The organism is Lysobacter enzymogenes (genome assembly GCF_017168095.1).
GTDB lineage: Bacteria > Pseudomonadota > Gammaproteobacteria > Xanthomonadales > Xanthomonadaceae > Lysobacter > Lysobacter enzymogenes_D.
This window is the reverse complement of the sequence record NZ_LXSD01000346.1, coordinates 23,082-46,571: the sequence shown is the minus strand read 5'-3', so window position 1 is coordinate 46,571 and position 23,490 is coordinate 23,082. Positions and strand designations below refer to the sequence as shown.

General features: G+C 70.4%; 17 protein-coding genes and 1 riboswitch. Of the genes, 3 read left to right on the top strand and 14 right to left on the bottom strand.

Translation table 11 applies throughout. From position 1 onward, the window contains the following. From A7A76_RS12920 to btuB, 6 genes are all read right to left on the bottom strand, one after another. Positions 1–693, bottom strand: a 693-nt coding sequence (locus A7A76_RS12920; RefSeq protein ID WP_241200915.1) for a CobD/CbiB family cobalamin biosynthesis protein, incomplete at its 3' end; no start/stop codon positions are given. Beyond that, the gene (locus A7A76_RS12915; protein WP_343225332.1) at positions 690–1,997 is read right to left on the bottom strand and encodes a cobyrinate a,c-diamide synthase; all 1,308 of its coding nucleotides are present in this window, start codon (positions 1,995–1,997) and stop codon (positions 690–692) included. The genes A7A76_RS12915 and A7A76_RS12920, both read right to left, overlap by 4 nt. Continuing rightward, a complete protein-coding gene (gene cobO / locus A7A76_RS12910) occupies positions 1,994–2,626 on the bottom strand; it encodes a cob(I)yrinic acid a,c-diamide adenosyltransferase (protein WP_206411564.1) in 633 nt (210 codons plus the stop codon). The genes A7A76_RS12915 and cobO overlap by 4 nt, the downstream gene beginning before the upstream one ends. After that, the gene (locus A7A76_RS12905) at positions 2,623–3,222 is read right to left on the bottom strand and encodes a hypothetical protein (protein ID WP_428995143.1); all 600 of its coding nucleotides are present in this window, start codon (positions 3,220–3,222) and stop codon (positions 2,623–2,625) included. Before A7A76_RS12905 ends, cobO begins: the two co-directional genes overlap by 4 nt. A 22-nt stretch (positions 3,223–3,244) precedes the next feature. Then, positions 3,245–3,886 carry a hypothetical protein gene (locus A7A76_RS12900; RefSeq protein WP_241200914.1) on the bottom strand — a complete coding sequence of 214 codons (642 nt, stop codon included), beginning with the start codon at positions 3,884–3,886 and terminating at the stop codon, positions 3,245–3,247. A 41-nt stretch (positions 3,887–3,927) separates the two neighbouring features. Then, entirely contained in the window at positions 3,928–5,841 is a 1,914-nt protein-coding gene (btuB, locus tag A7A76_RS12895; protein WP_206411563.1) for a TonB-dependent vitamin B12 receptor, read from the bottom strand. A 117-nt stretch (positions 5,842–5,958) separates the two neighbouring features. After that, a riboswitch (cobalamin riboswitch) is annotated at positions 5,959–6,224 on the bottom strand. A 502-nt stretch (positions 6,225–6,726) separates the two neighbouring features. On the opposite strand from btuB, the gene A7A76_RS12890 reads away from it, so the two are divergent. Beyond that, complete coding sequence (locus tag A7A76_RS12890; RefSeq protein WP_206411562.1) at positions 6,727–9,108, top strand: TonB-dependent receptor plug domain-containing protein; 2,382 nt, start codon at positions 6,727–6,729, stop codon at positions 9,106–9,108. 291 nt (positions 9,109–9,399) lie between these two features. Beyond that, a complete protein-coding gene (locus A7A76_RS12885; protein ID WP_206411561.1) occupies positions 9,400–11,448 on the top strand; it encodes an amidohydrolase family protein in 2,049 nt (682 codons plus the stop codon). A gap of 169 nt (positions 11,449–11,617) precedes the next feature. Here the strand turns inward: A7A76_RS12885 and clpB are convergent, their stop codons facing one another. The 7 genes from clpB to rluD all read right to left on the bottom strand — a co-directional run bounded on the left by clpB (position 11,618) and on the right by rluD (position 20,426). Beyond that, a complete protein-coding gene (gene clpB, locus A7A76_RS12880) occupies positions 11,618–14,203 on the bottom strand; it encodes an ATP-dependent chaperone ClpB (protein WP_206411560.1) in 2,586 nt (861 codons plus the stop codon). Between the two features lie 244 nt (positions 14,204–14,447). Beyond that, positions 14,448–14,978 (bottom strand): lactoylglutathione lyase, encoded by a 531-nt coding sequence (gene gloA, locus A7A76_RS12875; RefSeq protein ID WP_206411559.1) that lies wholly within the window; start codon positions 14,976–14,978, stop codon positions 14,448–14,450. A 52-nt stretch (positions 14,979–15,030) separates the two neighbouring features. Then, positions 15,031–16,617 carry a hypothetical protein gene (locus A7A76_RS12870; RefSeq protein ID WP_206411565.1) on the bottom strand — a complete coding sequence of 529 codons (1,587 nt, stop codon included), beginning with the start codon at positions 16,615–16,617 and terminating at the stop codon, positions 15,031–15,033. Between the two features lie 508 nt (positions 16,618–17,125). Then, positions 17,126–17,830, bottom strand: coding sequence for a DUF4166 domain-containing protein (locus tag A7A76_RS12865; protein ID WP_206411558.1), 705 nt, complete (start codon positions 17,828–17,830; stop codon positions 17,126–17,128). Between the two features lie 15 nt (positions 17,831–17,845). Next, positions 17,846–18,679 (bottom strand): hypothetical protein, encoded by an 834-nt coding sequence (locus tag A7A76_RS12860; protein ID WP_206411557.1) that lies wholly within the window; start codon positions 18,677–18,679, stop codon positions 17,846–17,848. Further along, positions 18,676–19,455: a peptidoglycan editing factor PgeF gene (pgeF, locus tag A7A76_RS12855; protein WP_206411556.1), complete on the bottom strand. Its 780-nt coding sequence runs from the start codon at positions 19,453–19,455 to the stop codon at positions 18,676–18,678. The genes A7A76_RS12860 and pgeF overlap by 4 nt, the downstream gene beginning before the upstream one ends. Next, entirely contained in the window at positions 19,452–20,426 is a 975-nt protein-coding gene (gene rluD / locus A7A76_RS12850; protein ID WP_206411555.1) for a 23S rRNA pseudouridine(1911/1915/1917) synthase RluD, read from the bottom strand. Before rluD ends, pgeF begins: the two co-directional genes overlap by 4 nt. Before the next feature lie 105 nt (positions 20,427–20,531). Between rluD and A7A76_RS12845 the strand changes: the two genes are divergently transcribed. Continuing rightward, positions 20,532–21,449, top strand: coding sequence for an outer membrane protein assembly factor BamD (locus tag A7A76_RS12845; protein WP_206411554.1), 918 nt, complete (start codon positions 20,532–20,534; stop codon positions 21,447–21,449). Between the two features lie 406 nt (positions 21,450–21,855). Here the strand turns inward: A7A76_RS12845 and A7A76_RS12840 are convergent, their stop codons facing one another. Then, positions 21,856–23,490 (bottom strand): NAD+ synthase, encoded by a 1,635-nt coding sequence (locus A7A76_RS12840; RefSeq protein ID WP_206411553.1) that lies wholly within the window; start codon positions 23,488–23,490, stop codon positions 21,856–21,858.

Below are 23,490 nucleotides of genomic sequence, written 5' to 3'. Positions count from 1 at the left end.
CGCCTGCGCGCGCCAGCAGCGCAGCGCGCGCCGGCCGCGGCCGAGCGCGGCGTAGGTCAGCGCGGTCAGGCGCGCGGGCAGCCAGTTGAGCGCGTCGTCGATGCGCGCCGCGGCCCAGCCGAAGCGCTCGAAGCGCGCGGTGCGATAGCCCCACATCGCATCCAGGGTATTGCTCAGCCGGTACAGCACCGCGCCGGCCGGGCCGAGCAGGGCGAACCAGAACAAGGCGGCGAACACTGCGTCGCTGCCGTTCTCCAGCACCGATTCGGTCGCCGCGGCGGCGACGCGCTCGGCGTCGAGCGCCTGCGTATCGCGGCTGACGATGCGGCCGACTGCGGCGCGCGCGCGTTCGAGTTCGCCGGCCTGCAAGGCGTCGGCGACCGGCATGGCGTGCTCGCGCAGGCTGCGCAGGCCGATGGCCAGGTACAACACCGCCGCCGCATACGCGCCGCCCAGCCACGGCGACCACTGCCACAGCGCCCAATGCAGCGCGCCCGCGGCCGCGCTCAACGGCAGCACCGCCAGAAGCCACGCCGCCACGCCGCGCACTCGGCGGTCGGCGTGCAGCGCGGTTTCCAGCGCGCGCGCCATACGGCCGAAGCCGACCAGCGGATGCGCGCGGCGCGGCTCGCCCAGCGCGGCGTCGAGCAGCGCGCCGCCGAGCATCGTCCACGCCAGCGCCTGCGCGCTCATGCCAGGAACAGCCGCACGGCCGCGTCCGGATTGGAGGGGAAATAGAAATGCACGAAGCTCGCGCTCATGCGGCCGCGGCGGTACAGCGCTTCGCGGCTCGGCCCGCCGTTGGGGTTGACCGACATCGCCGCGGCTTCGTCGGCGATCTCGGCCTGGGCGTAGTGGAAGGTGTGTCCGCGCAGCTCGCCCTCGGGCAGCGCTACCGATTGCAGACCGAGCGCGGCCAGGCGCGCGCCGATGCGGGCGCTACCGCGCAACAGGCCGGCCATCGGCGCGGCGCGGCCGTCGCGCTCGACCAGTTCGTCCAGGCAATACAACAGGCCGCCGCATTCGGCCAGCAGCGGTTTGCCGGCGGCGACGTGCGCGCGCAGGCCGTCGCGCAGCGCCGCGTTCGCCGCCAAGGCGTCCAGGTGCAGTTCCGGATAGCCGCCGGGCAGCCAGACCGCATCGCACTCGGGCAAGGCCTGGCCGGCGATCGGCGAGAAGAAAATCAGTTCGGCGCTGGCCTGGCGCAACAGTTCGAGGTTGGCCGGATACAGGAAACAGAACGCGGCGTCGCGCGCCACGGCGATGCGGCGACCGCTCAATGCGGCGGTCGGCGCAGGCATCGGCACGGCGGCGAATTCAACCGCCGGCGGCAACTGCGCATCGGCGTGCGCCGCCCAGGCGTCGGCGAGCGCGTCCAGGCGCGCGTCGAGGTCGCTCAGCTCTCCTGCCGCGACCAGCCCCAGGTGCCGCTCCGGCAGCGCCAGCGCCGGATCGCGCGGCAGCGCGCCGAGCCAGCGCAGCGACGCCGGCAGGCTCTCGCGCAGCAACTGCGCGTGATAGGCGCTGCCGATCCGGTTCGCGGCGACGCCGTACATCGGCAAGCCGTCGCGATAACTCGCCAGCCCAAAGGCGAGCGCGCCGAAGGTCTGCGCCATCGCCGAGCCGTCGATCACCGCCAGCACCGGCACGCCGATGCGCTGGGCCAGGTCGGCGCTCGACGGCGCACCGTCGAACAGGCCCATCACGCCTTCGATCAGGATCAGGTCGGCTTCGCCCGCGGCCGCGTGCAGGCGCGCGCGCACGTCGTCCTCGCCGCACATCCATAGGTCCAGTTGCTGCGCCGGCGCGCCGCTGGCGCGCTCGAGCACCATCGGGTCGAGGAAATCCGGCCCGGTCTTGAACACCCGCACCCGTCGCCCCTGGCGCGAATGCCAGCGCGCCAGCGCCGCGGTCACGCTGGTCTTGCCCTGGCCAGAGGCCGGGGCGGAAATTAGCAGCGCCGAGCAATGGGCGGGACCGGGCGCCGCGATACTCACAGCTCGATCCCCTTCTGCGCCTTGATCCCGGCCTTGAACGCATGCTTGACCACGCGCATGTCGGTGACCGTGTCGGCGACTTCGACCAGCGCATCGGGCGCGCCGCGGCCGGTGATCACCACGTGCTGGCGCGGCGGCCGCGCGCCGACCGCGGCGACCACTTCGTCGACGGCGATGTAGCGATGGGCCAGGGCGATATTGAGTTCGTCGAGCAGGACGAAGTCGTAGGCCTCGTCGCCCAGCATGCGCGCGGCCACCGCCCAGGCCGCCTGCGCGGCGGCGATGTCGCGCTGCTTGTCCTGGGTTTCCCAGGTGAAGCCCTCGCCCATCACGTGGTAGTCGAGTTCTTCGAAGCGGCGGAAGAACGCTTCCTCGCCGGTGGCGAAGCTGCCCTTGATGAACTGCACCACGCCGCACTTGAAGCCGTGGCCGAGCGAGCGCGCGAGCATGCCGAAGCCGGACGAACTCTTGCCCTTGCCGTTGCCGGTGTTGACCACCAGCACCCCGCGCTCGATGGTGGCGCGGGCGATCTTGCGGTCGATCAGCTCCTTCTTGCGCTGCATGCGCTCGCGATGGCGCTCGTCGCTGGCGGCGGCGAAGCCGGCGCGGTCGTCGTCGTTCTCGCTCATGCCGCAGCTCCGGCGCGCTGGCGCGATTCGAACAGGCGCGCGACGGCGTAGACCACGAAGCCCGCGCCGACGTAGCCGGCCAGGGTGCCGAGCGTGCGCGGGTAATAGCGCGGGATGCGGTCGAGGAAGCCGGCCCAGGTCGCGTCCGGATAACGGCCGGACAGGAAATAGAAGCCGCCCTTGGAAATCAGGTAGGCGATCACCGACGTCGCCAGCAGGCACAGCACCAGCACCGGCACCGTGGCGATGCGGTCGCGGTGCATGCGCGCGTAGACGCGTCCGCCCCACCACAGCGCGCCGTAGGCCAGCGCCAGCGCCCAATAGGCCGGCGACAGGCACCAGTCGGTGACTCGCCCCAACGCCAGGCTGGCCAGGTCGAGCAACGAGGACAGCACGAACAGCGCCGGGAACAGCCAGGCCGGGCGCAGCAGCGCGCCGGCCAGGAAGAACACCGCCCACGACGCGCTCGGCAAGGCGTCGACGGTGGCGAAGTGCTGGCCGCGCGTGCACACCATCAGCGCGGCCAGGGCCAGCGCGGCGGCGATCTGCGCGTTGCGCGAGCGCAGCGGCAGCGCGGCCTCGCTCGGCGGAAGCATCCAGGTCATGAGCGATTCCTCCTCAACCGCGCCGCGGCGCGATGTCGGCGCGCGGCCGGGCGAAGCGCGCGATCAGCGCGTGCGCCAGCAGCGCCGCGCCGATGTAGGCCATCGTGGTGCCGACGAACAGCGGCCCCCAGCGCCACACGCGATCGATGTATTCGGCGAAGTTCGGATCGGCGTAGCGGCCGCCGAACCAATAGAACGCGCCGTTGGAAATCAGGAACGACGCCGCCGCCGCAACCAGCGCCACCGCCAGCGCGCCGAGCATCGCCCGCGGCCGCGCCGACATCGACGGCGCCCAGGCCCGGCCCAGGTACCACAGCACCGCGTAGGCCAGCAGCAGGAACGCATACGACGGCGTCACGCAGTAGTGCTGGAAGAAATCCATGCCGCGCCCGGTGATGGCGATGTAGTCGATCGCCACCGCCGCGGCCAGCAGGCCGGCGAACAAACGATGGCGCTGCAGGTACAGCCCGCCGAGGAAGAACACCGCCATCGACGCATCGGGCAGGTGCAGCGCGGCGCCGATGGCGTGGAAGCGGGTGGCCGCCATCAGGATCGACAGCGCCGCGAGAATCGCCAGTTGCGCCGGGCCCGCGATCAGCGGACGCAGCTCGGCGTGGAACGGGGACGGCGTCCGGGAGTGGGTCGTGGGCTTCATCGTCGCCTCTGGGTGGTCATCTCGTGTGGGCCCGGCCGCGATCAGCGCTGGGGACGGTAACGCAGGCTCAGCAGATAGGTGCGGCCGGGTTGATTGTAGAAGGCCGCGGTTTCGTAGCGCCGGTCGAACAGGTTGTTGGCCGCCAGCTGCACGCTCCAGTCCGTGCCCAGCGCGTAGCCCACGCGCAGGTCGGTCAACGCGTAGCCGCCCAGGCGGCGGGCGTTGGCGAGGTCGTCGTAGCGGTCGTTGGCGGCGTAGACGCTGGCGCCGATCGACAGCGCATCGCCGGCGCCGACTTCGAAACGGCGGTCCAGGTCGATGCGCGCGCTCTGCCGCGCGCGCCGCGGCAGCACGTTGTCGCGGTAACTGCCGCGGCTGTCGTTGCGCGGGTCCAGCCAGGTCGCGCTGGTGCGCAGGTCCCAGCCGGCCAGGCGCGTGTCGAGCACCGCTTCCAGGCCGCGGATGCGGGCGCGGTCGACGTTGCCGGGCAGGCCGATCGAGGCGTCGTAGGCGATCAGATCGTCGATCCGGGTCTGGTACGCGTTGAGCGACCACACCTGGCGCGCGCCTTCGCCGAAAGTTCCGCGCAGACCCAGCTCGAAACTGCGCGAGGTCTCCGGGCCCAGGTCGGGATTGCCGTAGCCGGGGTAATACAGCTCGTTGAAGGTCGGCGCCTTGAACGCGGTGCCGTAGCTCGCGGTCAGGCGCAGCGCGTCGCTGAGGTTCCAGCCCCACAGCACGCTGCCGGTGGTCTTGCCGCCGAATTGGCTGTCGTCGTCGCGGCGCACGCTGGCCTGCAGCGCGTACGCGCCGAACTCGCGCTGGTATTGGCCGAACGCGCCGCGCAGCACGCGCGAATCGCGCTTGTACGCGGTGTTGCTGTCGACCTCGTCGCGCTGCCAGTCGAAGCCCAGGGTCAGCAGGCCGCCGCCGAGGCCGAGGTCGCCCTGCAGCGAACCGAGCTGGCGGCGGGTGTCGAAGGTGCTGGAGTACTTGCCGTCCTTGTACTGCTCGCTCAAGTCCCAGCTGCGGCCGGCGTTGAGGCTCAGCGCGAGGCGCTCGCTGGGGCGATAGCGCAGCTTGGCGCCGGCCACCTGCTGGACGATGTCGGCCTGGTTGTTCTGGCTGCCGTCGTACTCGTTATAGCCTTCGGCGCGGAACGCGCGCGCTTCGGCATCCCACTGCTCGTTGAAGCGATAACCGCCCTGCACCGTCAGCGAGGTGTTGCGGTAGCCGTCGCGGTCGGGCGAGTGGGTGAAGCAGCCGGCGCCGCCCGGCGAGGGCTTGCCGCGGCAGGCGTTGATGCCGTCGGTGTCCTCGTGCGCGGCGTTGATCGAATACCAGCCGCGCTCGCCCTTGCCGGCCACGCCGGCGGCGGCGCGATGGGTCGCGTTGCTGCCGACGCCGACGCTGACGCTCGGCGCGAACGGGCCCTGCGGGCGGCGGGTGAAGATCTGGATCACGCCGCCGATGGCTTCCGAACCGTACAGGCTGGAGAACGGGCCGCGCACGATCTCGACCCGCTCGATCTGCTCGACCGGAATGTCCTGCAGCGACGCGCCGCCGCTGGTGGCCGAGCCGAGCTTGATCCCGTCCACCAGCACCAGCACGTGGTCGGATTCGGTGCCGCGCAGGAACAGCGAGGTCGACTTGCCCGGCCCGCCGTTGTTGGCCAGCGACGCGCCCGGGGTGCCGCGCAGCAGGTCCGGCAGCGAGGCCGGCTGCAGGCGCTCGATTTCGGCGCGGTCGATCACGGTGACCGCGGCCAGGGTCGCGTCCTGGGTCTGCGCGGTGCGGCTGGCGGTGACCACGACCTGGTCGAGATCGACCGCGGGCGCGGCCTGCGCGCCGGCGGCGGCGCCGAGCAGGGCCAGCGACAGGGCCGGCGCGAGCGTGCGCAGCGCCTGGCGGGAAAGCGGGCGCGAAAAGAGCGGGGACGAAGCGAAGGACGGCATTGCGTGCGGGTCTCCAGGCCGCGCCTCACCCGCGCGGCCGACAAGGGTCGGGACCGGCGAGGAAACGGCACGGAGGAATGCGCGCAGGCGCGATCGTCCGCAACCAGGCCCACCGCCGGTCGGTTCGCGCTCCGGGCCGGTCTCCGGGCTTGCGAGCGGAACCTGATCGAGCGTCCTTGTCCGGGTTCCCGTACCGCGCCTTCCCATGCCGGCCGTAGGCCTGGGCACAGTGGCGGTTGCGGTGCGTCGACTCGCCTACCGTTGCGGGGGCAGCTCCGGCTTGAGCGCGCGGACCGTTCTGGACGAACTGGCCAGCGGCGCGACCGGATTCCCGTTTCAATCGCCGGACTGTGCCGGCGATCACCTTGAGCGCGGGCATCTTAACAGTGTGCGGCCGCAACGACGCCAGCGCGGCGTGCGCCCAGCGGCGCGCGGCCTGTCGCGACCCGGCCGCCGACAGCGCGAAAGCCGCGCAACCCCGACCCGGCGGCGGCCCGGGCCGCGACCGGACCCGCGTCGATTTCGGACCAGTCCCATACCCACACGCCGGCGCGCCCGGCGATGCTGGAGCCGCTGCACGCCTGCGCGCGGCTCGCCCGATCGAATCTCCATCTGTGCGATTTCTGGCCGCCGGCCCGTCCCGCAGTCGCGGGTCCGGCGGATTTTTTTGCTCGCGCCCGCGCCGTCCCCTCATCCGGCACCCGCTCCGCGCCCGCCCGGCTCGGCGCTCGCCCTTGCCGTGGCGCCATCGCGGCGCCGAAAACGTGGCGACTACCACTTTTTGATTACTTGCGTTAGCCGGTTTCTGGCCGCTTCATTGACCCGGTTGTTATGACCGTGTTAAACCCGAATGACATCGCTGTCAGTCCCCTTGCAGGAGCCTTCATGCACGCCAGCCGCACGCACCGCCTCCGCGCCCGCCATCCTTTGACCCTCGGTCTGCTGATCGCCCTGGCCGCGCCCGCCGCGCTGGCCCAGCAGCCCGCGCCGCAAGCCGACGCCAAGACCCTCGACCAGGTCATCGTCACCGGCACTCGCGTGTCCGACCGCACCGTGGCCGAGTCCACCGCGCCGATCGACATCATCACCCCCGAAACCCTGGAAGCCACCGGCACCGTCGAGCTGGCCACCGCACTCGCGCGCGCCCTGCCGTCGCTGAACTTCCCGCGCCCGGCGATCACCGACGGCACCGACGCGGTGCGCCCGGCGCAGTTGCGCGGCCTGGCGCCCGATCAGGTGCTGGTGCTGGTCAACGGCAAGCGCCGCCACACCACCGCGCTGATCAACCTCAACGGCAGCCAGGGCCGCGGTTCCTCACCGGTGGACCTCAACGCGATCCCGATCGCCTCGATCGAGCGCGTGGAAGTGCTGCGCGACGGCGCCTCCGCGCAGTACGGCTCCGACGCCATCGCCGGCGTGGTCAACGTGGTGCTCAAGGGCTCCGGCAAGGGCGGCTCGATCGCCGCGCGCTACGGCCAGTACAGCGCCGGCGACGGCGAGCAGTACCAGCTCTCCGGCGATGTCGGTTTCGAAGGCGAGCGCGGCTGGCTGCGCCTGGCCGCGCAGGGCGGCCACCAGGACCAGACCAACCGCGCGCGGCCGTTCCAGGGCGTGGTCGAACAGCGCTACGGCGATCCGGAAATCGATCAGGGCGCGTTCTCCTACAACGGCGAATTCAAGCCGGTGGATTACCTGAGCTTCTATTCCTTCGGCAGCTACAGCGAGCGCGATGTGCTGTCCAACGGCTATTTCCGCTTCGCCGCCGACCCGCGCAACATTCCTTCGATCTATCCCAACGGCTTCCTGCCGCAGATCCACAACATCAGCAAGGACCGCGCCGCGGTGTTCGGCGTGCGCAGCGAAACCGCCGGCGGCACCCAGATCGACCTGAGCTACAACTACGGCCACAACGGCCTGACCTTCGACATCGAGAACACCCTCAACCGCAGCCTCGGTCCGAGCTCGCCGCGCAAGTTCTACGCCGGCGCGCTGGAAGTGACCCAGCACGTGCTCAACCTCGACTTCACCCGCCCGGTCGACTTCGGCTGGAAGTACCCGATCACCTTCGCCTGGGGCGCGGAATGGCGCGGCGAGGAGTTCAGCCAGCGCGCCGGCGAGCCGCTGTCCTACGCCAACGGCGGCGTGCCCGCCTCGAACGGCCAGATCATTCCCGGCGCGCAGGTGTTCTCCGGCTTCCGCGCCAGCGACGCCGGCGAGTTCGACCGCCACAGCTATTCGTTCTATCTCGACGTGGAAGGCGACCTGACCGAGAAGTTCTCCGCCGGCGTGGCCGCGCGCTACGAGAGCTACAGCGATTTCGGCGACACCACCTCGGGCAAGCTGTCGGCGCGCTACGCCTTCACCGACAAGGTCGCGCTGCGCGCCACCGCCTCCACCGGCTTCCGCGCGCCGTCGCTGCAGCAGCAGTACTTCCAGTCCATCGCCACCAACTTCATCAGCGGCATTCCCTACGAGATCGGCACCTTCCGCGTCGACAACCCGGCCGCGGTGGCGCTGGGCTCGGAGCCGCTGAAGGCCGAGGAATCCACCAACTACAGCCTGGGCCTGGTGTTGCAGCCGGCCGACGGCTTGTACATCACGGTGGATGCGTACCACATCAAGGTCGACGACCGCATCCTGCTGTCGGAAAACCTGACCAGCACCGCGGTGCGCAACTATCTGCAGGCCAACGGCTATCCGGGCATCGGCGGCGGCCGCTATTTCACCAACGCGGTCGATACCAAGACCCAGGGCGTGGATATCGTCGCGACGCAGGCCTGGGATCTGGCGGCGGGCAAGTTCAACCTCACGCTCGGCTACAACTACTCCAAGACCGAGATCGAGCACATCGCGCCCAACCCGGCGCGGCTGGCGGCGATCGATCCGGCCGCGGTGCGCATCGGCCGCACCGAGATCGGCCGCATCACCAAGGGCGCGCCGAAGGACAAGTTCTTCCTCAGCGGCGACTGGAAGACCGGCCACTGGAACTTCAACGCCACCGCCACCCGCTACGGCGAGTTCACCGAGCTGCACGCGACCGACCCGCTGCAGGACCAGACCTTCAGCGCCAAGTGGACGCTGGACCTGGCCGCGACCTATCGCCTGAACCAGTGGGACTTCACCATCGGCGGCGACAACGTGCTCAACGAGTATCCCGACGAGTCCAAGCTGGTGCGCGGCACGCGCAACTACCTGCCGTACAACACCGCCTCGCCGTTCGGTTTCAATGGTGCGTTCGCGTATCTCAAGGTCGGGTACAAGTGGTGATGCCGCTGGCGATTTGAATGCGTGAGCGGAGGCCCGGGCGATCCGGGCCTTCGTTTTTTGCGCGGCCCTCATCCGCCCTGCGGGCACCTTCTCCCGCAAGCGGGAGAAGGAACAGCGAGCGACGCTGCGGCAGGAAGCCCCTCTCCCGCTTGCGGGAGAGGGATTGGGGTGAGGGCCGTCACACTCGCCGCCCCCTGCCCTTTCCGGCACATCCCCGCCGCCGCCGAATCGGCTATACAACGCCAGCGCCACCCGCGCCCCGTTGCCAGCACGCCACCCCGGAGCCCTTCGATGCGCCCGATCGCCCTGCTGTCGCTGTCCCTCGCCCTGTGCTCCGCGTTCGCCGCCCACGCCGCGCCCGCCACCCGCGACTACGCCGTGCTGATGCAAGGCCGCCCCGCCGGCGAACAGACAGTCGCCGTCGCCGCCGACGGTTCGGTCCGGGTCGACTTCCACTACACCGACCGCGGCCGCGGCGACCGCAGCACCACGCGCTGGCGCGCCAACGACGACGGCACCCTGCGCGAGTACAGCGGCAGCGGCAACGATTACCTGCTCACTCCGTTCGAAGAAAGCTACCGCGTCGACGGCGCCAAGGCGCGCTGGAAGAACCCCAGCGAACAGGGCGAACGCGAGCTCGCCGCGCCGGCGTTCTTCCTGCCGCTGCAGGCCGCGCCGGAAGCCACCGGCGCGCTCGCCCGCGCCTTGCTCAAGGCGCCGCAAGGCAAGCTGGCGCTGTTGCCGGCCGGCGAAGCGCGGATCGAACGCGTCGGCGAGTATCCGATCGCCGGCCGCCAGGGCACGGCGAACCTGCGGCTGTACAGCATTCTCGGGCTCGACTTCACCCCGCGCATGGTCTGGCTGCGCGAAGACGGCAGCACCGCCGCGACCATCGCCGCCTCGGGCTGGTTCGTCACCGTCGATCGCGAGTTCGAGCCGGCGGTGGCGAAACTGATCGAGCTGCAGGAAGCCGCCGGCGCGCGCTGGGGCGCCGAGTTCGCCCGGCGCCTGACCCACGCGCCCCAGGGCCCGCTGCTGATCCGCAACGCGCGCCTGTTCGATCCGCGCGACCTCAGCGTCGCCGCCGGCAGCAGCGTGCTGGTCGAGAACGAGCGCATCGTCCGGGTCGGCCCCGACGCGCAGGTGCGCGCGCCGCAGGGCGCGCAAGTGATCGACGCGCGCGGCCGCTTCCTGATGCCCGGCCTGTGGGACGTGCACAAGCACTACAGCAGCACCGAGGACGGCGCGCTCGACATCGCCGCCGGCGTCACCAGCGCGCGCGACATCGCCAACAACTTCGACACCTTCCTCGAGCGGGTCAAGCGCTTCGACGCCGGCAGCGAAATCGGCCCGCGCGTGCTGATGGCCGGCTTCATCGACGGCCCCGGCCCCTACGCCGGCCCGACCAAGATGCTGGTGTCCACGCCGGAAGAAGCGATCAAGGCGGTGGACTTCTACGCCGACCGCGGCTACATGCAGATCAAGAGCTATTCGTCGCTGAAGCCCGAACTGGTGCCGGTCATCGCCGACCGCGCCCACGCCCGCGGCCTGCGCTACAGCGGCCACGTGCCGGCATCGATGTCGGCGCGGCAGTTCATCGAGAACGGCGCCGACGAACTGCAGCACCTGCTCTACGTCGAACTCAACTTCATGTACCCCGGGGTCAAGGACACCCAGAGCATGCAGCGGCTGACCGCGGTCGCCGCGCACGCGCACGAGTACCCGCCCGAAGCGCCGCCGGTGCGCGAGTTCATCGACTTCCTCAAGCGCCACCGCACCGTGATCGACGCGACCATGGCGCTGGAGGAAGACCTGTTCGGCGGCGACCCGACCGACAAGACCCCGCCGGGCCTGCGCGGCGTGGCCGAACGCTTCCCGCCGCAGGCGCGGCGCAATCTCAGCTGGGGCGCGCTGAAGCCGCCGCACGGCCAGGAAGAAGCCTACAAGCAGGCGTTCCCGAGCATGCTCAAACTGCTCAAGGCGCTGCACGACGCCGGCGTGACGATCCTGCCCGGCACCGACGCCATGGCCGGCTACATGCTGCACGCCGAGCTGGAGAGCTACGCGCGCGCCGGCATCCCCAACGCCGAAGTGCTGCGCCTGGCGACGCTGACCCCGGCGCAGGTGCTCGGCGTGGACAAGGATCGCGGCGTCATCGCGCCGGGCAAGTACGCCGACCTGGTGCTGATCGACGGCGACCCGCTCAAGGACATGCGCGACATCCGCAAGATCGATGCGGTGTTCAAGGGCGGCAAGCGCTTCGATCCGGGCGAGATCGAGCAGGCGCTGGGGATCGCGCCGCGCAAGCAGGGTGCGGTGGCGGTGGCTGGCGGGGAGTGACGCCGGGGTTTGCGGTGGCGCGGTCGCGGCTTGCGCCGCTCCTACAAGGGCTACCTGTAGGAGCGGCGCAAGCCGCGACCGCGACAACCCGAACCACCGCGCAACCGCATCATCCCGAAAACGAAAACGGCCCGCATCGCGGGCCGTTTTCTTTCGCAATTCCCGCGCCTCACCCCTTGGCGAACACCAGATGCCCGCCCGCGGCATCCACCCGGATCGTATCGCCGCTGACGAACTCGCCGCCGAGAATCTTCTGCGCCAGCGGATTCTCGATCTGCTGCTGCACCGCGCGCTTGAGCGGCCGCGCGCCGTACACCGGATCGAAACCGACATTGCCGATCAAGGTCAACGCCGCCTCGCTCAACGCCAGCTTCAGGCCGCGCTCGCCCAGGCGCTTCTCCAGCCCGTGCAGCTGGATCTTGGCGATCTCGCGGATCTGGCTCTTCTCCAGCGGGTGGAACACCACGATGTCGTCGAGACGGTTGATGAACTCCGGACGGAAGTGGGTCTGGACCACGCCCATCACCGCCGCCTTCATCTGCGTGTAGGCCTCCGGCGAGGAATCGGCGCTGAGCTCCTGGATCATCTGCGAGCCCAGGTTCGAGGTCATCACGATCACCGTGTTGCGGAAGTCCACGGTGCGGCCCTGGCCGTCGGTCAGGCGGCCGTCGTCGAGCACCTGCAGCAGGATGTTGAACACGTCCGGATGCGCCTTCTCGACTTCGTCGAGCAGGATCACGCTGTACGGACGCCGCCGCACCGCTTCGGTGAGGTAGCCGCCCTCCTCGTAGCCGACATAGCCCGGAGGCGCGCCGACCAGGCGGCTGACCGCGTGCTTCTCCATGAACTCGCTCATGTCGATGCGGACCATCGCGTCGGACGAATCGAACAGGAATTCGGCCAGCGCCTTGCACAGCTCGGTCTTGCCCACGCCGGTCGGGCCGAGGAACAGGAACGAGCCGCTGGGACGATTGGGATCGGACAGGCCGGCGCGCGAACGCCGCACCGCGTCGGACACCACCCGCACCGCCTCGTCCTGGCCGACCACGCGCGCGTGCAGCGCCTGTTCCATCTTCAGCAGCTTGTCGCGCTCGCCTTCGAGCATCTTCGACACCGGGATGCCGGTCCAGCGCGCGACGACCTCGGCGATCTCCTCGGCGGTGACCTTGTCCTGCAGCAGCTTGAAGCCCTGGGTTTCGGCTTCCTGCGCGGCCTTGAGCTGCTTTTCCAGTTCCGGCAGCTTGCCGTACTGGATCTCGCTCATGCGGCCGAAGTCCTGGGTGCGCTGCGCGGCTTCCAGGTCGAGCTTGGCCTGCTCGATCTGCTCCTTGATCCTGGTCGCGCCCTGCAAGGTGGCCTTCTCGGCCTTCCACACCTCTTCCAGGTCGTTGAACTCGCGTTCGAGCGCGGCGATCTCGGCTTCCAGGTCGGCCAGGCGCTGTTTGGATTCGGCGTCCTTCTCCTTCTTCAGCGCCTCGCGCTGGATCTTGAGCTGGATCAGCCGGCGTTCCTTGCGGTCGAGCTCTTCCGGCTTGGAGTCGATCTCCATGCGGATGCGCGAGGCCGCCTCGTCCATCAGGTCGATGGCCTTGTCGGGCAGCTGGCGGTCGGCGATGTAGCGGTGCGACAAGGTCGCCGCGGCGACGATGGCCGGGTCGGTGATCTCCACGCCGTGGTGCACGGCGTAGCGCTCCTTGAGCCCGCGCAGGATCGCGATGGTGTCCTCCACCGTCGGCTCGCCGACGAACACCTTCTGGAAGCGGCGCTCCAGCGCGGCATCCTTCTCCACGTACTTGCGGTATTCGTCCAGCGTGGTCGCGCCGATGCAGTGCAGCTCGCCGCGCGCCAGCGCCGGCTTGAGCATGTTGCCGGCGTCCATCGCGCCTTCGGCCTTGCCGGCGCCGACCATGGTGTGCAGTTCGTCGATGAACAAGATCACCTGGCCTTCGTTCTTGGCCAGGTCGCTGAGCACCGCCTTGAGCCGCTCTTCGAACTCGCCGCGGAACTTGGCGCCGGCGATCAGCGCGCCCATGTCGAGCGAGAGCACGCGCTTGCCGCGCAGGCCTTCGGGGACTTCGTTGTTGATGATGCGCTGGGCCAGGCCTTCGACGATCGCGGTCTTGCCCACGCCGGGTTCGCCGATCAGCACCGGATTGTTCTTGGTCCGGCGCTGCAGCACCTGGATGGTGCGGCGGATCTCTTCGTCGCGGCCGACCACCGGATCGAGCTTGCCGTTCTCGGCGCGCGCGGTCAGGTCGATGCAGTACTTTTCCAGCGCCTGGCGCTGTTCTTCGGCGTTTTCCGATTGCACGCTCTCGCCTCCGCGCAGTTTGTCGATGGCCGCCTCGAGCTTGGCCTTGGTCGCGCCGGCGGCCTTGAGCGCGCGGCCGGCATCGCCGCCGTCGTCGAGCGCGGCGAGCAGGAACAGCTCGCTGGCGATGAAGGCGTCGCCCCGCTGCTGCGCCAGCTTGTCGGTGACGTTGAGCAGCCGCGCCAGGTCGTTGCCGAGCGACACGTTGCCGGCCTGGCCGCTGACCTTGGGCAGCTTCTCCAGCGCCTCGCCGAGGCGCTCGCGCAGCAGCGGCACGTTGACGCCGGACTGGGCCAGCAAGGGGCGCGTGCTGCCGCCGCTCTGGTCGAGCAAGGCGGTCAGCAGGTGCGCCGGTTCGATCACGCTGTGGTCGCGCCCGACCGCCAGCGATTGCGCGTCCTGCAAGGCCTGCTGGAAGCGCGAGGTCAGCTTGTCCATCCGCATGGAGGGTTCTCCGAAAGGTAGGTGGCGGCTGCCGCGCGAGTCTGCCAAGCGGGCCGCGAATGAGCTGTTAATGCGGGCTTTGGCGGGTGTTTCAAGATGGCTGGAGACGCGGAATTCAGCCGGTGGGGACGACCGGGGACGTGCGCTCCGGGGCCCGAAAAAACGAATCCCCCGGCCGCGGGCGCGGCTCGGGGGATCGGTTGCGTGAAGCTCCGGCGGCCGCGGACGGCGCCGCGAGCGGGCCTCAGACCCGCGAGGTCGGCTGCAGGATCTCGACCCAGTAGCCGTCCGGGTCCTTGATGAAGGCGATGTCCTTCATGCGCCCGTCGGTCAGGCGCTTCTGGAACGCCACGCCGAGCTGCTCGAAGCGCGCGCAGGCCGCTTCCACGTCCGGCACCGACACGCAGATGTGGCCGAAGCCGCGCGGTTCGCTGTTGCCGTGGTGGTAGGCGAACTCCGCGTCGTGCTCGGTGCCGTGGTTGTGGGTCAGTTCGAGCACGCCGCGCTGGCTCAGCAGCCACTGCCCGCGCGCCGGCTCCTCGGCCGGAATCTGCGCCGGGTCGTTCACCAGCACCAGGAAGTACAGGCTGAACTGCGCTTCCGCGAAATCGCGCTTGCGCACCAGGGTGAAGCCGAGCACGCGGGTGTAGAAATCCAGCGAGGCCCGGGGATCCTTGATCCGCAGCATGGTGTGGTTGAACACGAAGTCGCGGGTCGCGGCCTCCGGGTTCGCGGTCACGCCGGGCACGGCGTTGAGTTCGTTCTGCAGGGACATGGCGCGGGCCGGTGTGGGGACACGGAAGAACTGGGGCCTGCGGCGCAGGCTCTCAAGCCTGCGCCGGCGGTTCGACCGGATCGCGCTGCAGCGACAACAGGATCAGCAAGGCCGCCAGCCCGACATAGGCGCCGATGAACTGCCAGGCGATGACCTTCTGCAAGCCCTCCAGCGCCCACGGCAGGTACACGCCGCCGCGCGGGTCGACCGAATGGATGATCCCGAACAGCGCCAGCGCGGCGCCGCCGAGCAGGAACGCGGCGGCGCGGCGCAGGCGGCCGTCGACCATCGCCGCGACCGCCGAGGTCCAGATCATCGAGGTCATGATGAAGCCGTTGCCCAGGGTCACGATCACCGCCAGTTCCGGCAGGCCGTGGCCGTCGAGCGCGCTGGCGAGCTCGGCGTGGCGGGCCGGGTCGATCCAGGCCGGGTTGCCGGTCTTGATCGACAGCATGTACGCGATCGGCGGCAGGAAGCCGAACACCATCGCGGTGGCGTGCTTGCTCGGCGTGGCCTGGAACGCCTGGGTGGTGATGTCGAGCGCGACGTAGACGATGATCGGCGCCAGCACCGCCAGCGGCAGCCACTGCACCAGGCCCGAGACGATGCCGAGCATGCCGCCCAGGCCGATGAACAGGCCGGTCAACAAGGTGTAGCCGCTGCGCGCGCCCATGTGCTTGTAGGCGGGCTGGCCGATGTAGGGCGTGGTCTGGGCGACGCCGCCGACGAAGCCGGCGACCAAGGTCGAGAACGCTTCCGCCAGCAGGATGTCGCGGGTGCGGTAGTCGTCGCCCGCGGCGCGCGCGCTCTCGCTGACGTTGATGCCGCCGACGATCATCAACAGGCCGAACGGCAGCAGCAGCGGCAGGAACGGCACGGTGTGCGGCAGGCCGTCGATGAAGCCGAGCGTGGGCAGCGGCAGCACGAATTGCAGCGGTTGCGGCGTAGGCCAACCGAAGCCCGGAGCTCCCAACCCAACGGCCCCGAAGCCGTAGAACAACACCGTGCCGAACACGAACGCCACGAACACTCCCGGCAGCTTCACCGGCAGCTTGCCCTTCGCCACCAGCACGTACAGCAACAAGCCGAGGGTCATGAACCCGACCAGCGGCGAGCGCAACGTCTCGATCAGCGGCAAAAAGCCCATCAGCACCAGCGCGGTGCCGGCGATGGAACCGAGCAGGCCGGCGCGCGGGATCAGCCGGGTGACCGCGTCGCCGGCAAACGAAAGCACGAACTTCAGCGCGCCCATCACCACCAGCGAGGCCATGCCGAGCTTCCAGGTGGCGTCGGCCGCGGCGGCCTGGTCCAGGCCGGCCTGCTTGAAGCCGACGAAGGCCGGGCCGAGCACCAGCAGCGCCATGCCGATGCTGGTCGGCGCGTCCAGGCCCAATGGCATCGCGGTGACATCGTCGCGGCCGCTGCGCGCGGCCAGCCGCCGCGCCATCCAGGTGTAGATCAGGTTGCCGACCAGCACGCCGAACGCGGTGCCGGGGAACATGCGGGTGTAGATGACCTCGGCCGGGAAGCCGAAGATGCCGATCAGCGCGGCGGCGATGAAGCCCAGGATCGACAGGTTGTCGACGACCAGGCCGAAGAAGCCGTTGAGGTCGCCGGGGACGAACCACGAGCGCTGCATTCGCTTGGAATCGACGTTCACCGTCCGCGCCCCCCGTCCCTCTCGCCCGACGCGAGCCCTGTCCATCGAACCGCATCCCGCGCCGACGCCGGCGCGGACCCGAAACACGATGCTGGCCAGCCAGCGGGAACATAGTTCATGGACGCTACTCGTAACGCGGAAAGGGAGGCTTCCATGCCGGGCGGGCCTGCGATCCGTGCGCAGCCGCGAGTGTGCCGCCAATCGGCGGGCTTGGGGCGATCGCGCGGCGAAGGATGGGTTATCGGCTCATGCCAACCGCAGCGACGCAGCCCCGCCGCCGCGGCCCGAAGCCCGCTCCCGGTGAGCGCTTTACGGAATCCGCTTCGCTGCAACCCCGGAGCCCCTGTAGGAGCGGCGCAAGCCGCGACCGCGACATCGCGCTTACGACGTAAGCCAGGTTTCGCGGTCGCGGCTCGCGCCGCTCCTACAGGGGGCGACCGATGTTCCGTGTCCGGCTGGAACGGCAGCGCCGCGACGCGACCGCCGCCTACTCCGCCACCTCCAGCCACCCGCGATACCGCACCAGCAGCCCCACCACCGGCAACTGCGCGCTGACCTCGAAGTGATAGCGCCCCTCGCGCTCGAACTCGCGCGCGTGCACGCCGGCGAACCAGCCGCGCGGCAGCGGCAGGCCGAACGCGCGCACCCGCATCAGCCGCCAGCGCAATCCTGGATCCCGGCCCTCGCCGTCGTCGTGCTCGGCGCCATAGCTGCGCGGCGCGCCCATCGCCGCCGCGGGCACCGCCGCGGAGGAGACCGTGATCGAATCGCCCGTGTGCGCCGACACCGTGCGCGCCAGCGCCGCTTCGGGCGCCTCGCCGATGGGTTCGAGCGCGAACGCGAAGCGCATCGGCCCCAGCCGCTCCAGCACCAGTCCGTCGCGTCCGGCCAGGCGCGAGCGCATCGTCGACTTGCCGAATCTGCGGGTCCAGGTCTCGGCGCGCGGGCCGGCCTGAATCTCCACGTCGACCGGCCCGGCATACGCCTTCGGCAGCCGCACGATGCGGGCGAAGACCCGCGACAGCAGGCCGTGCCCGCGTTCGACCTCGGCTTCGCCGCGATAAACGCAGCGCCCGCTGCGCCCGTGCAGCAGGCGCAGGGTCCGCGGCAACAGCACGAAGCGCACGCCGAGCACGCGCGGATACAGGCCTTCGCGCGCGCCCAGGCGCTCGCCGTCGCGCGAGCCCTTCACTGCCCTGGCGCCCACTTACGAACCACGCAGCTCGGCAGGCACCGCGTAACGGCGGCCATCGAACGGCAGGCGCTGGCTGATCTTGCGCTTGGCCCCCTGGACTTCGGCGCACTCCTCGCGCTTGGCCACGTTGCGGTTGTCCTGCGCGACCGAGTTGACCAGCAGGCCGGCATAGCCGTGGTCGCGCTTGGCGTCGATGGCGACGGTGCGCTGCACGGTCTCGAACTCGCCCGCGCAATTGCCGTCCCACTCGCCGCGGTCGAGCGACACCTGCAGGTTGCTCAGCACCGGCCGCAACCTGTTCTCGCCGTCGGCGGCGTAGAGGCTCAGCACCGTGCTTGCGTAGGGATTGACCCGCGAGGAGCCGCTGTAGCTCACGCGCACGCCGAACGCGGTGGTGGCCTCGTTGAGGCGGTAGCGCGCGGTGTCCAGGGTCACCGAGGAAATCCGCACCGCATCGGAGGTCAGCGCCTCGGTCTCGCGGTAACGCTGCAGGATGCGCGGCTGGGCCGAGTCGGCGACCAGCACTTCCAGGTCGGCGACGTCGACGTCGCCGCTGGCCGCGTCGTGGCGCAGGCGCACCGCCAGCAAGGTCTTGCCGGGCGAGGCCGGCCAGACCTTGCAGGCCACATCGTCGAGCTTGATCCAGCGCTTGGGCGAACCGGCGGTGCGCAGGAGTTCGCCTTCGTCGCCGGTTTCGCTGTCCGCGCCCGGATAGGCCGCCAGCAGCAGTTCGTAGGAACGCTCGTCGCAACCGTCGCCGGCGCGCGCTTCGAAGGACGCCGCGCTGCAGGCCGCGGCGAGGCAGAGCGAGAGGAACAGGGCCGTCCGTGGGACCGCGTGCGTCATCGTTGCATCCAGATCAGAGTCGCCATGCGTCCGGTGCGGCGGTCGCGGCGGTGGGAATAGAAGCGGTCGGGCTCCGAAATCGTGCACAACCCGCCGCCGTGGATATGTTCGGCGCGCAGGCCGGCGCGCGCCAGCCGTTGCCGCGCCAGCGCGTACAGGTCGACCCGCCAGTGGCCCGGCCGGGTCGCGACGAACGCGGCGTCGGCCGCGGCATCGACCGCGAGGAAGGCGTCGCGCACCTCGGCGCCGATTTCGTAGCGCTGCGGCCCCGCGGCCGGGCCGAGCCAGGCGCGCAGGCGCGCGGGCTGGCTGCGCATCGCCGCGACCGTGGCTTCCAGCACGCCGTCGGCGAGCCCGCGCCAGCCGGCGTGGGCGGCGCCGACTTCGCTGCCGTCGTCGGCCGCCAGCAGCACCGGCAGGCAATCGGCGGTGAGGATCGCCAGCACCGTGCCCGGCGTGGAGGTCACTGCGGCGTCGGCTTCGGGTTCGCCGCTTTCGTTCGCGCCATCGAACCGGACCACGCCGGCGCCGTGCACCTGATGCAGCCAGCGCGGCGCCGACGGCAAGCCGGCCGCCTGCGCCAGCAGCTCGCGATTGCGCAGCACCGCGGCCGGCTCGTCGCGCTGCTCGCCGTAGAGCGTGCCCAGGTTGAGCGCATCGAACGGCGCCTGCGACACGCCCAGGCCGGCGCGCACCGTGGTGAAGCCGCGCACGCCCGGCGGCGCCGGCCAGTCGGCGTCGATCCAGGGCCTGGCCGCGTCGGCGTCGGCGCTCACCGCCCGGCCTCGGCCGCGGCGCGCGAATCGGCGCGCAGTTCGGCGATCAGCTGCAGCATGTCGGCCGGCACCGGCGCGGTGCAGCGCACCGGCTCGGCGCTGACCGGATGGGCGAATTCCAGGGTCTCGGCGTGCAGGGCCTGGCGCTTGAAGCCGCGCAGGGTCTCCACCAGCGAATCGGTGGCGCCCTTGGGCAGCTTGAGCGGGCCGCCGTAGAGCGGATCGCCGACGATGGGATGCTTGAGGTGCTGCATGTGCACGCGGATCTGGTGGGTGCGGCCGGTTTCCAGCCGGCACTCCAGCAGGGTGTGGGCGCGGAAGCGCTCGCGCAGGCGGTAATGGGTGACCGCGTCGCGGCCGTCCTCGCGCACGGCCATGCGCAGGCGGTCGCGCGGGTGGCGGTCGATCGCGGCGTTGGCGGTGCCGCCGGAGACCAGCGCGCCGACCACCACGGCCAGGTACTGGCGGTGGACCGCGCGCGCGGACAGCTGGTCGACCAGCGAGGTGTGCGCCGGCAGGGTCCGCGCGACCACCATGACCCCGGAGGTGTCCTTGTCCAGGCGGTGGACGATGCCGGCGCGTGGCAGCGCGGCCAGCGACGGGTCGCGGTGCAGCAGGGCGTTGACCAGGGTGCCGGCCGGGTTGCCGGCGCCGGGGTGGACTACCAGCCCGGCCGGCTTGTCGAGCACGATCACCTCGGCGTCCTCGTACAGCACGTCCAGGGCGATGTCCTGCGCCACGGCGTGGGTCTGGGTGTCCAGGACCACGTTCAATTCGACCGTCTCGCCGCCCTGGACCGGGTCGCGCGGGCGCGCCTCGCGGCCGTTCAGGCGGGCGTCGCCGGTCTTGATCCAGGCGGCCAGGCGCGAGCGCGAGTAATCGGGGAACAGTTCGGCCAGGACCGCGTCGAAGCGGCGGCCGGCGGCGGCGTCGGGCACGGTCGCGGTCAGGGTCTGGCAGGAGTCGGTCATTGCGGCGTCTGGGGCTCGTGAGGGAAGACGGGTCCGGTTAAGGGCTCGGACCCGCGGACTGCTATTATCGGCTCTTCGTGCCTCCGGCGCCTGTCGATGCCTGCCATGACCGTACGTTCCACCCCGTCCCGCGCCGTCCTGCGCCTCGTGTCCCTGCTGCTGATCGTTGCCGTGGCCGGTACCGGCTGCTCGCGGGTCGGCAAGATGTTCAAGAAGAACAAGGACACCGACGAAGGCCAGCCGGTCGAGGCGATCTACGAGAAGGCCCACAAGTCGATGACCAACGGCAACTGGGCCTCGGCCGAGGTCAGCTTCCGCCGCCTGGTCGCCCAATACCCGTACGGCCCGTACACCGAGCAGGCGCTGATCGAAACCGCCTACGCCCAGTACAAGTCGGGCAAGCACGACGACGCGATCAGCAGCATCGACCGCTTCATCCGCACCTACCCGACCCACCGCAACATCGCCTATCTGTACTACCTGCGCGGCCTGGTCAATTCCAGCCGCGACACGGTGTTCCTGCAGAAGGTCTGGCGCCTGGACGTGAGCCGCCGCGACCTAGCCACGCCGATGCAGGCCTACAACGACTTCCAGATCGTGGTCGAGCGCTACCCGAACAGCCGCTACGCCGAAGACGCGCGCAAGCGCATGATCGTGCTGCGCGACACCTTCGCCCGCCACGAGCTCGACGTCTCGCTGTACTACCTGCGCCGCACCGCCTACGTGGCCGCGGCCGACCGCGCCAAGTTCCTGCTCGAGACCTATCCGCAGAGCCGCTACCAATACGACGCGGTGGCGGTGCTGCTGAAGTCCTACGAAGGCCTGGACAACCAGAGCCTGGCCGGCGACGCCAAGCGCGTGCTGCAGCAGAACGATCCCAACCACCCGGCGCTGACCGGCAAGTGGCCGGACTACCCGAGCAACCTGCGCAAGCTCAACCCGTTCGCGGGCGAGAAGTCGGCGGTGGACAACCGCGACAAGCTCGAAGCCAAGCGCGCCGAGCAGGCCGGCAAGGGCCAGTAAGCCCCGCCCCGCCGCCGCAAGAAAAACGCCGCCCCAGGGCGGCGTTTTTCGTTTCAGGCGCATGCATCCGCAGCTACCTGCAGGAGCGGCGCAAGCCGCGACCGCGACACCGCGGCTACGACGCCGCTTGCAGCAAGCCAAGCAACAATCCAGACCTCAAACGCTCTCGCACGAGAAGCCCTGGATTCCCGCCTTCGCGGGAATGACGGCGATGTGGGTTCGCCGGGCAGCCGCGGCCGCCTCCTGCAGGATCGGCGCGAATCGCGATCAAGCGAAGCGATCGACCCCCACGCAACTATCCGAAGCCCGGCATCGGCCACGACGCCGCACGATCCAGGCCTCGTCGCCATCGCGATAGCGCGGTCGCGGCTCGCGCCGCTCCTGCAGGGAGCAGCCCGGCGATACCTCAGCCGGAATAACGATTGGTGATCGGATAACGCCGCTCGCGCCCGAACGCGCGCCGCGAGACCTTCGGCCCCGGCGCGGCCTGGTGCCGCTTCCACTCGCTGATCCGCACCAGCCGCAGCACCCGGTCGACGGTCGCGGCCTCGAAGCCGGCCGCGACGATCTCCTCGCGCGACTGCTCCTGGTCGACGTAACGCAGCAGGATCGCATCGAGCACGTCGTAGGGCGGCAGCGAATCCTGGTCCTTCTGGTTCTCGCGCAGTTCCGCCGACGGCGGCCGGTCGATCACCGCCCACGGGATCACCGGCGAACCGGCGATGGCGTTGCGCCAGCGCGCCAGCGCGAACACCTCGGTCTTGTACAGATCCTTGATCGGCGCGTAGCCGCCGCACATGTCGCCGTAGATGGTGGCGTAGCCGACCGCGTACTCGCTCTTGTTGCCGGTGGTCAGCAGCAGGCCGCCGAACTTGTTGCTCATCGCCATCATCAGCGCGCCGCGGGTGCGCGATTGCAGGTTCTCCTCGGTCACGTCCACCGGCTTGCCGTCGAAGGCGTCGGCGAGGGTGTCGAGGAAACCCTGGAACGGCTTTTCGATCGGCAGCGCCAGCAGGCGCACGCCCTGGCTCGCGCATTGCTCGGCGGCCAGGTCGTTGGACAGGTCGGCGGTGTAGCGCGAGGGCATGCGCACCGCAATCACGTTCTCCGGCCCCAGCGCATCGACCGCGATGGCCATCACCAGCGACGAATCGATGCCGCCCGAGAGCCCCAGCCAGACCTGGCCGAAGCCGTTCTTGCGGCAGTAGTCGCGGGTGCCGCGCACCACTGCGCGCCAGGCCAGCGCGTCGCGGCCCTCGTCGTTCTCCACCGGCCACGACACCGGCGCGAAGCGGCGGGTCGCGTCGTCGTAGTCGGCGACCAGCCAGTGGTCCTCGAACGCCGCCGCGGCCGCGTGCACATGGCCGTCGCCGTCGGCCAGCACCGAGGCGCCGTCGAACACCAGCGCGTCTTGCCCGCCGACCACGTTGAGATAGGCCAGGGCCACGCCGGTCTCGCGTGCGCGCTGGTCCAGCAGCGCGTCGCGCTGGGCGTGCTTGTCGCGCTCGAACGGCGAGGCGTTGGGCACCAGCACCAGGCTGGCGCCGGCGCGCGCGGTCGCCGCCAACGGCTCGGCGAACCACAGGTCTTCGCAGATCACCACGCCGACCTGGACGCCCCTGACCTCGAACACCAGCGCGTCGCCGTCGGGATCGACATCGAAGTAGCGGCGCTCGTCGAACACCGCGTAGTTGGGCAATTCGCGCTTGCGATAGGTCGCCTCGACCCGGCCGCCGCGCAGCACGCTGGCGGCGTTGTACACCACCGCCCCGGCCGCCTGCGGCCAGCCGACCACGGCGACGATGCCGTGCGCGGCCGCGGCGACCCGCTCCAGCGCGGCCTCGCAATCGGCCAGGAAGCTCGGGCGCAGCAGCAGGTCTTCCGGCGGGTAGCCGCTGATTGCCAGTTCCGGGAACAACACCACGTCGGCGCCGTGTTCGTCGCGCGCCTGCGCGATCAGCGCGGCGATGCGCTCGGCGTTGCCGTCGACCGCGCCGACGGGGAAATCGAACTGGGCCAGGGCGATGCGGAGGCGATTCAT

Bases quoted from the DNA above. Each gene is read 5' to 3' on its own strand.
- cobO (WP_206411564.1), bottom strand. From the start codon at position 2,626: ATGAGCGAGAACGACGACGACCGCGCCGGCTTCGCCGCCGCCAGCGAC.
- A7A76_RS12905 (WP_428995143.1), bottom strand. From the start codon at position 3,222: ATGCTTCCGCCGAGCGAGGCCGCGCTGCCGCTGCGCTCGCGCAACGCG.
- A7A76_RS12900 (WP_241200914.1), bottom strand. From the start codon at position 3,886: ATGAAGCCCACGACCCACTCCCGGACGCCGTCCCCGTTCCACGCCGAG.
- btuB (WP_206411563.1), bottom strand. From the start codon at position 5,841: ATGCCGTCCTTCGCTTCGTCCCCGCTCTTTTCGCGCCCGCTTTCCCGC.
- A7A76_RS12890 (WP_206411562.1), top strand. From the start codon at position 6,727: ATGCACGCCAGCCGCACGCACCGCCTCCGCGCCCGCCATCCTTTGACC.
- A7A76_RS12885 (WP_206411561.1), top strand. From the start codon at position 9,400: ATGCGCCCGATCGCCCTGCTGTCGCTGTCCCTCGCCCTGTGCTCCGCG.
- clpB (WP_206411560.1), bottom strand. From the start codon at position 14,203: ATGCGGATGGACAAGCTGACCTCGCGCTTCCAGCAGGCCTTGCAGGAC.
- gloA (WP_206411559.1), bottom strand. From the start codon at position 14,978: ATGTCCCTGCAGAACGAACTCAACGCCGTGCCCGGCGTGACCGCGAAC.
- A7A76_RS12870 (WP_206411565.1), bottom strand. From the start codon at position 16,617: ATGCAGCGCTCGTGGTTCGTCCCCGGCGACCTCAACGGCTTCTTCGGC.
- A7A76_RS12860 (WP_206411557.1), bottom strand. From the start codon at position 18,679: ATGACGCACGCGGTCCCACGGACGGCCCTGTTCCTCTCGCTCTGCCTC.
- rluD (WP_206411555.1), bottom strand. From the start codon at position 20,426: ATGACCGACTCCTGCCAGACCCTGACCGCGACCGTGCCCGACGCCGCC.
- A7A76_RS12845 (WP_206411554.1), top strand. From the start codon at position 20,532: ATGACCGTACGTTCCACCCCGTCCCGCGCCGTCCTGCGCCTCGTGTCC.
- A7A76_RS12840 (WP_206411553.1), bottom strand. From the start codon at position 23,490: ATGAATCGCCTCCGCATCGCCCTGGCCCAGTTCGATTTCCCCGTCGGC.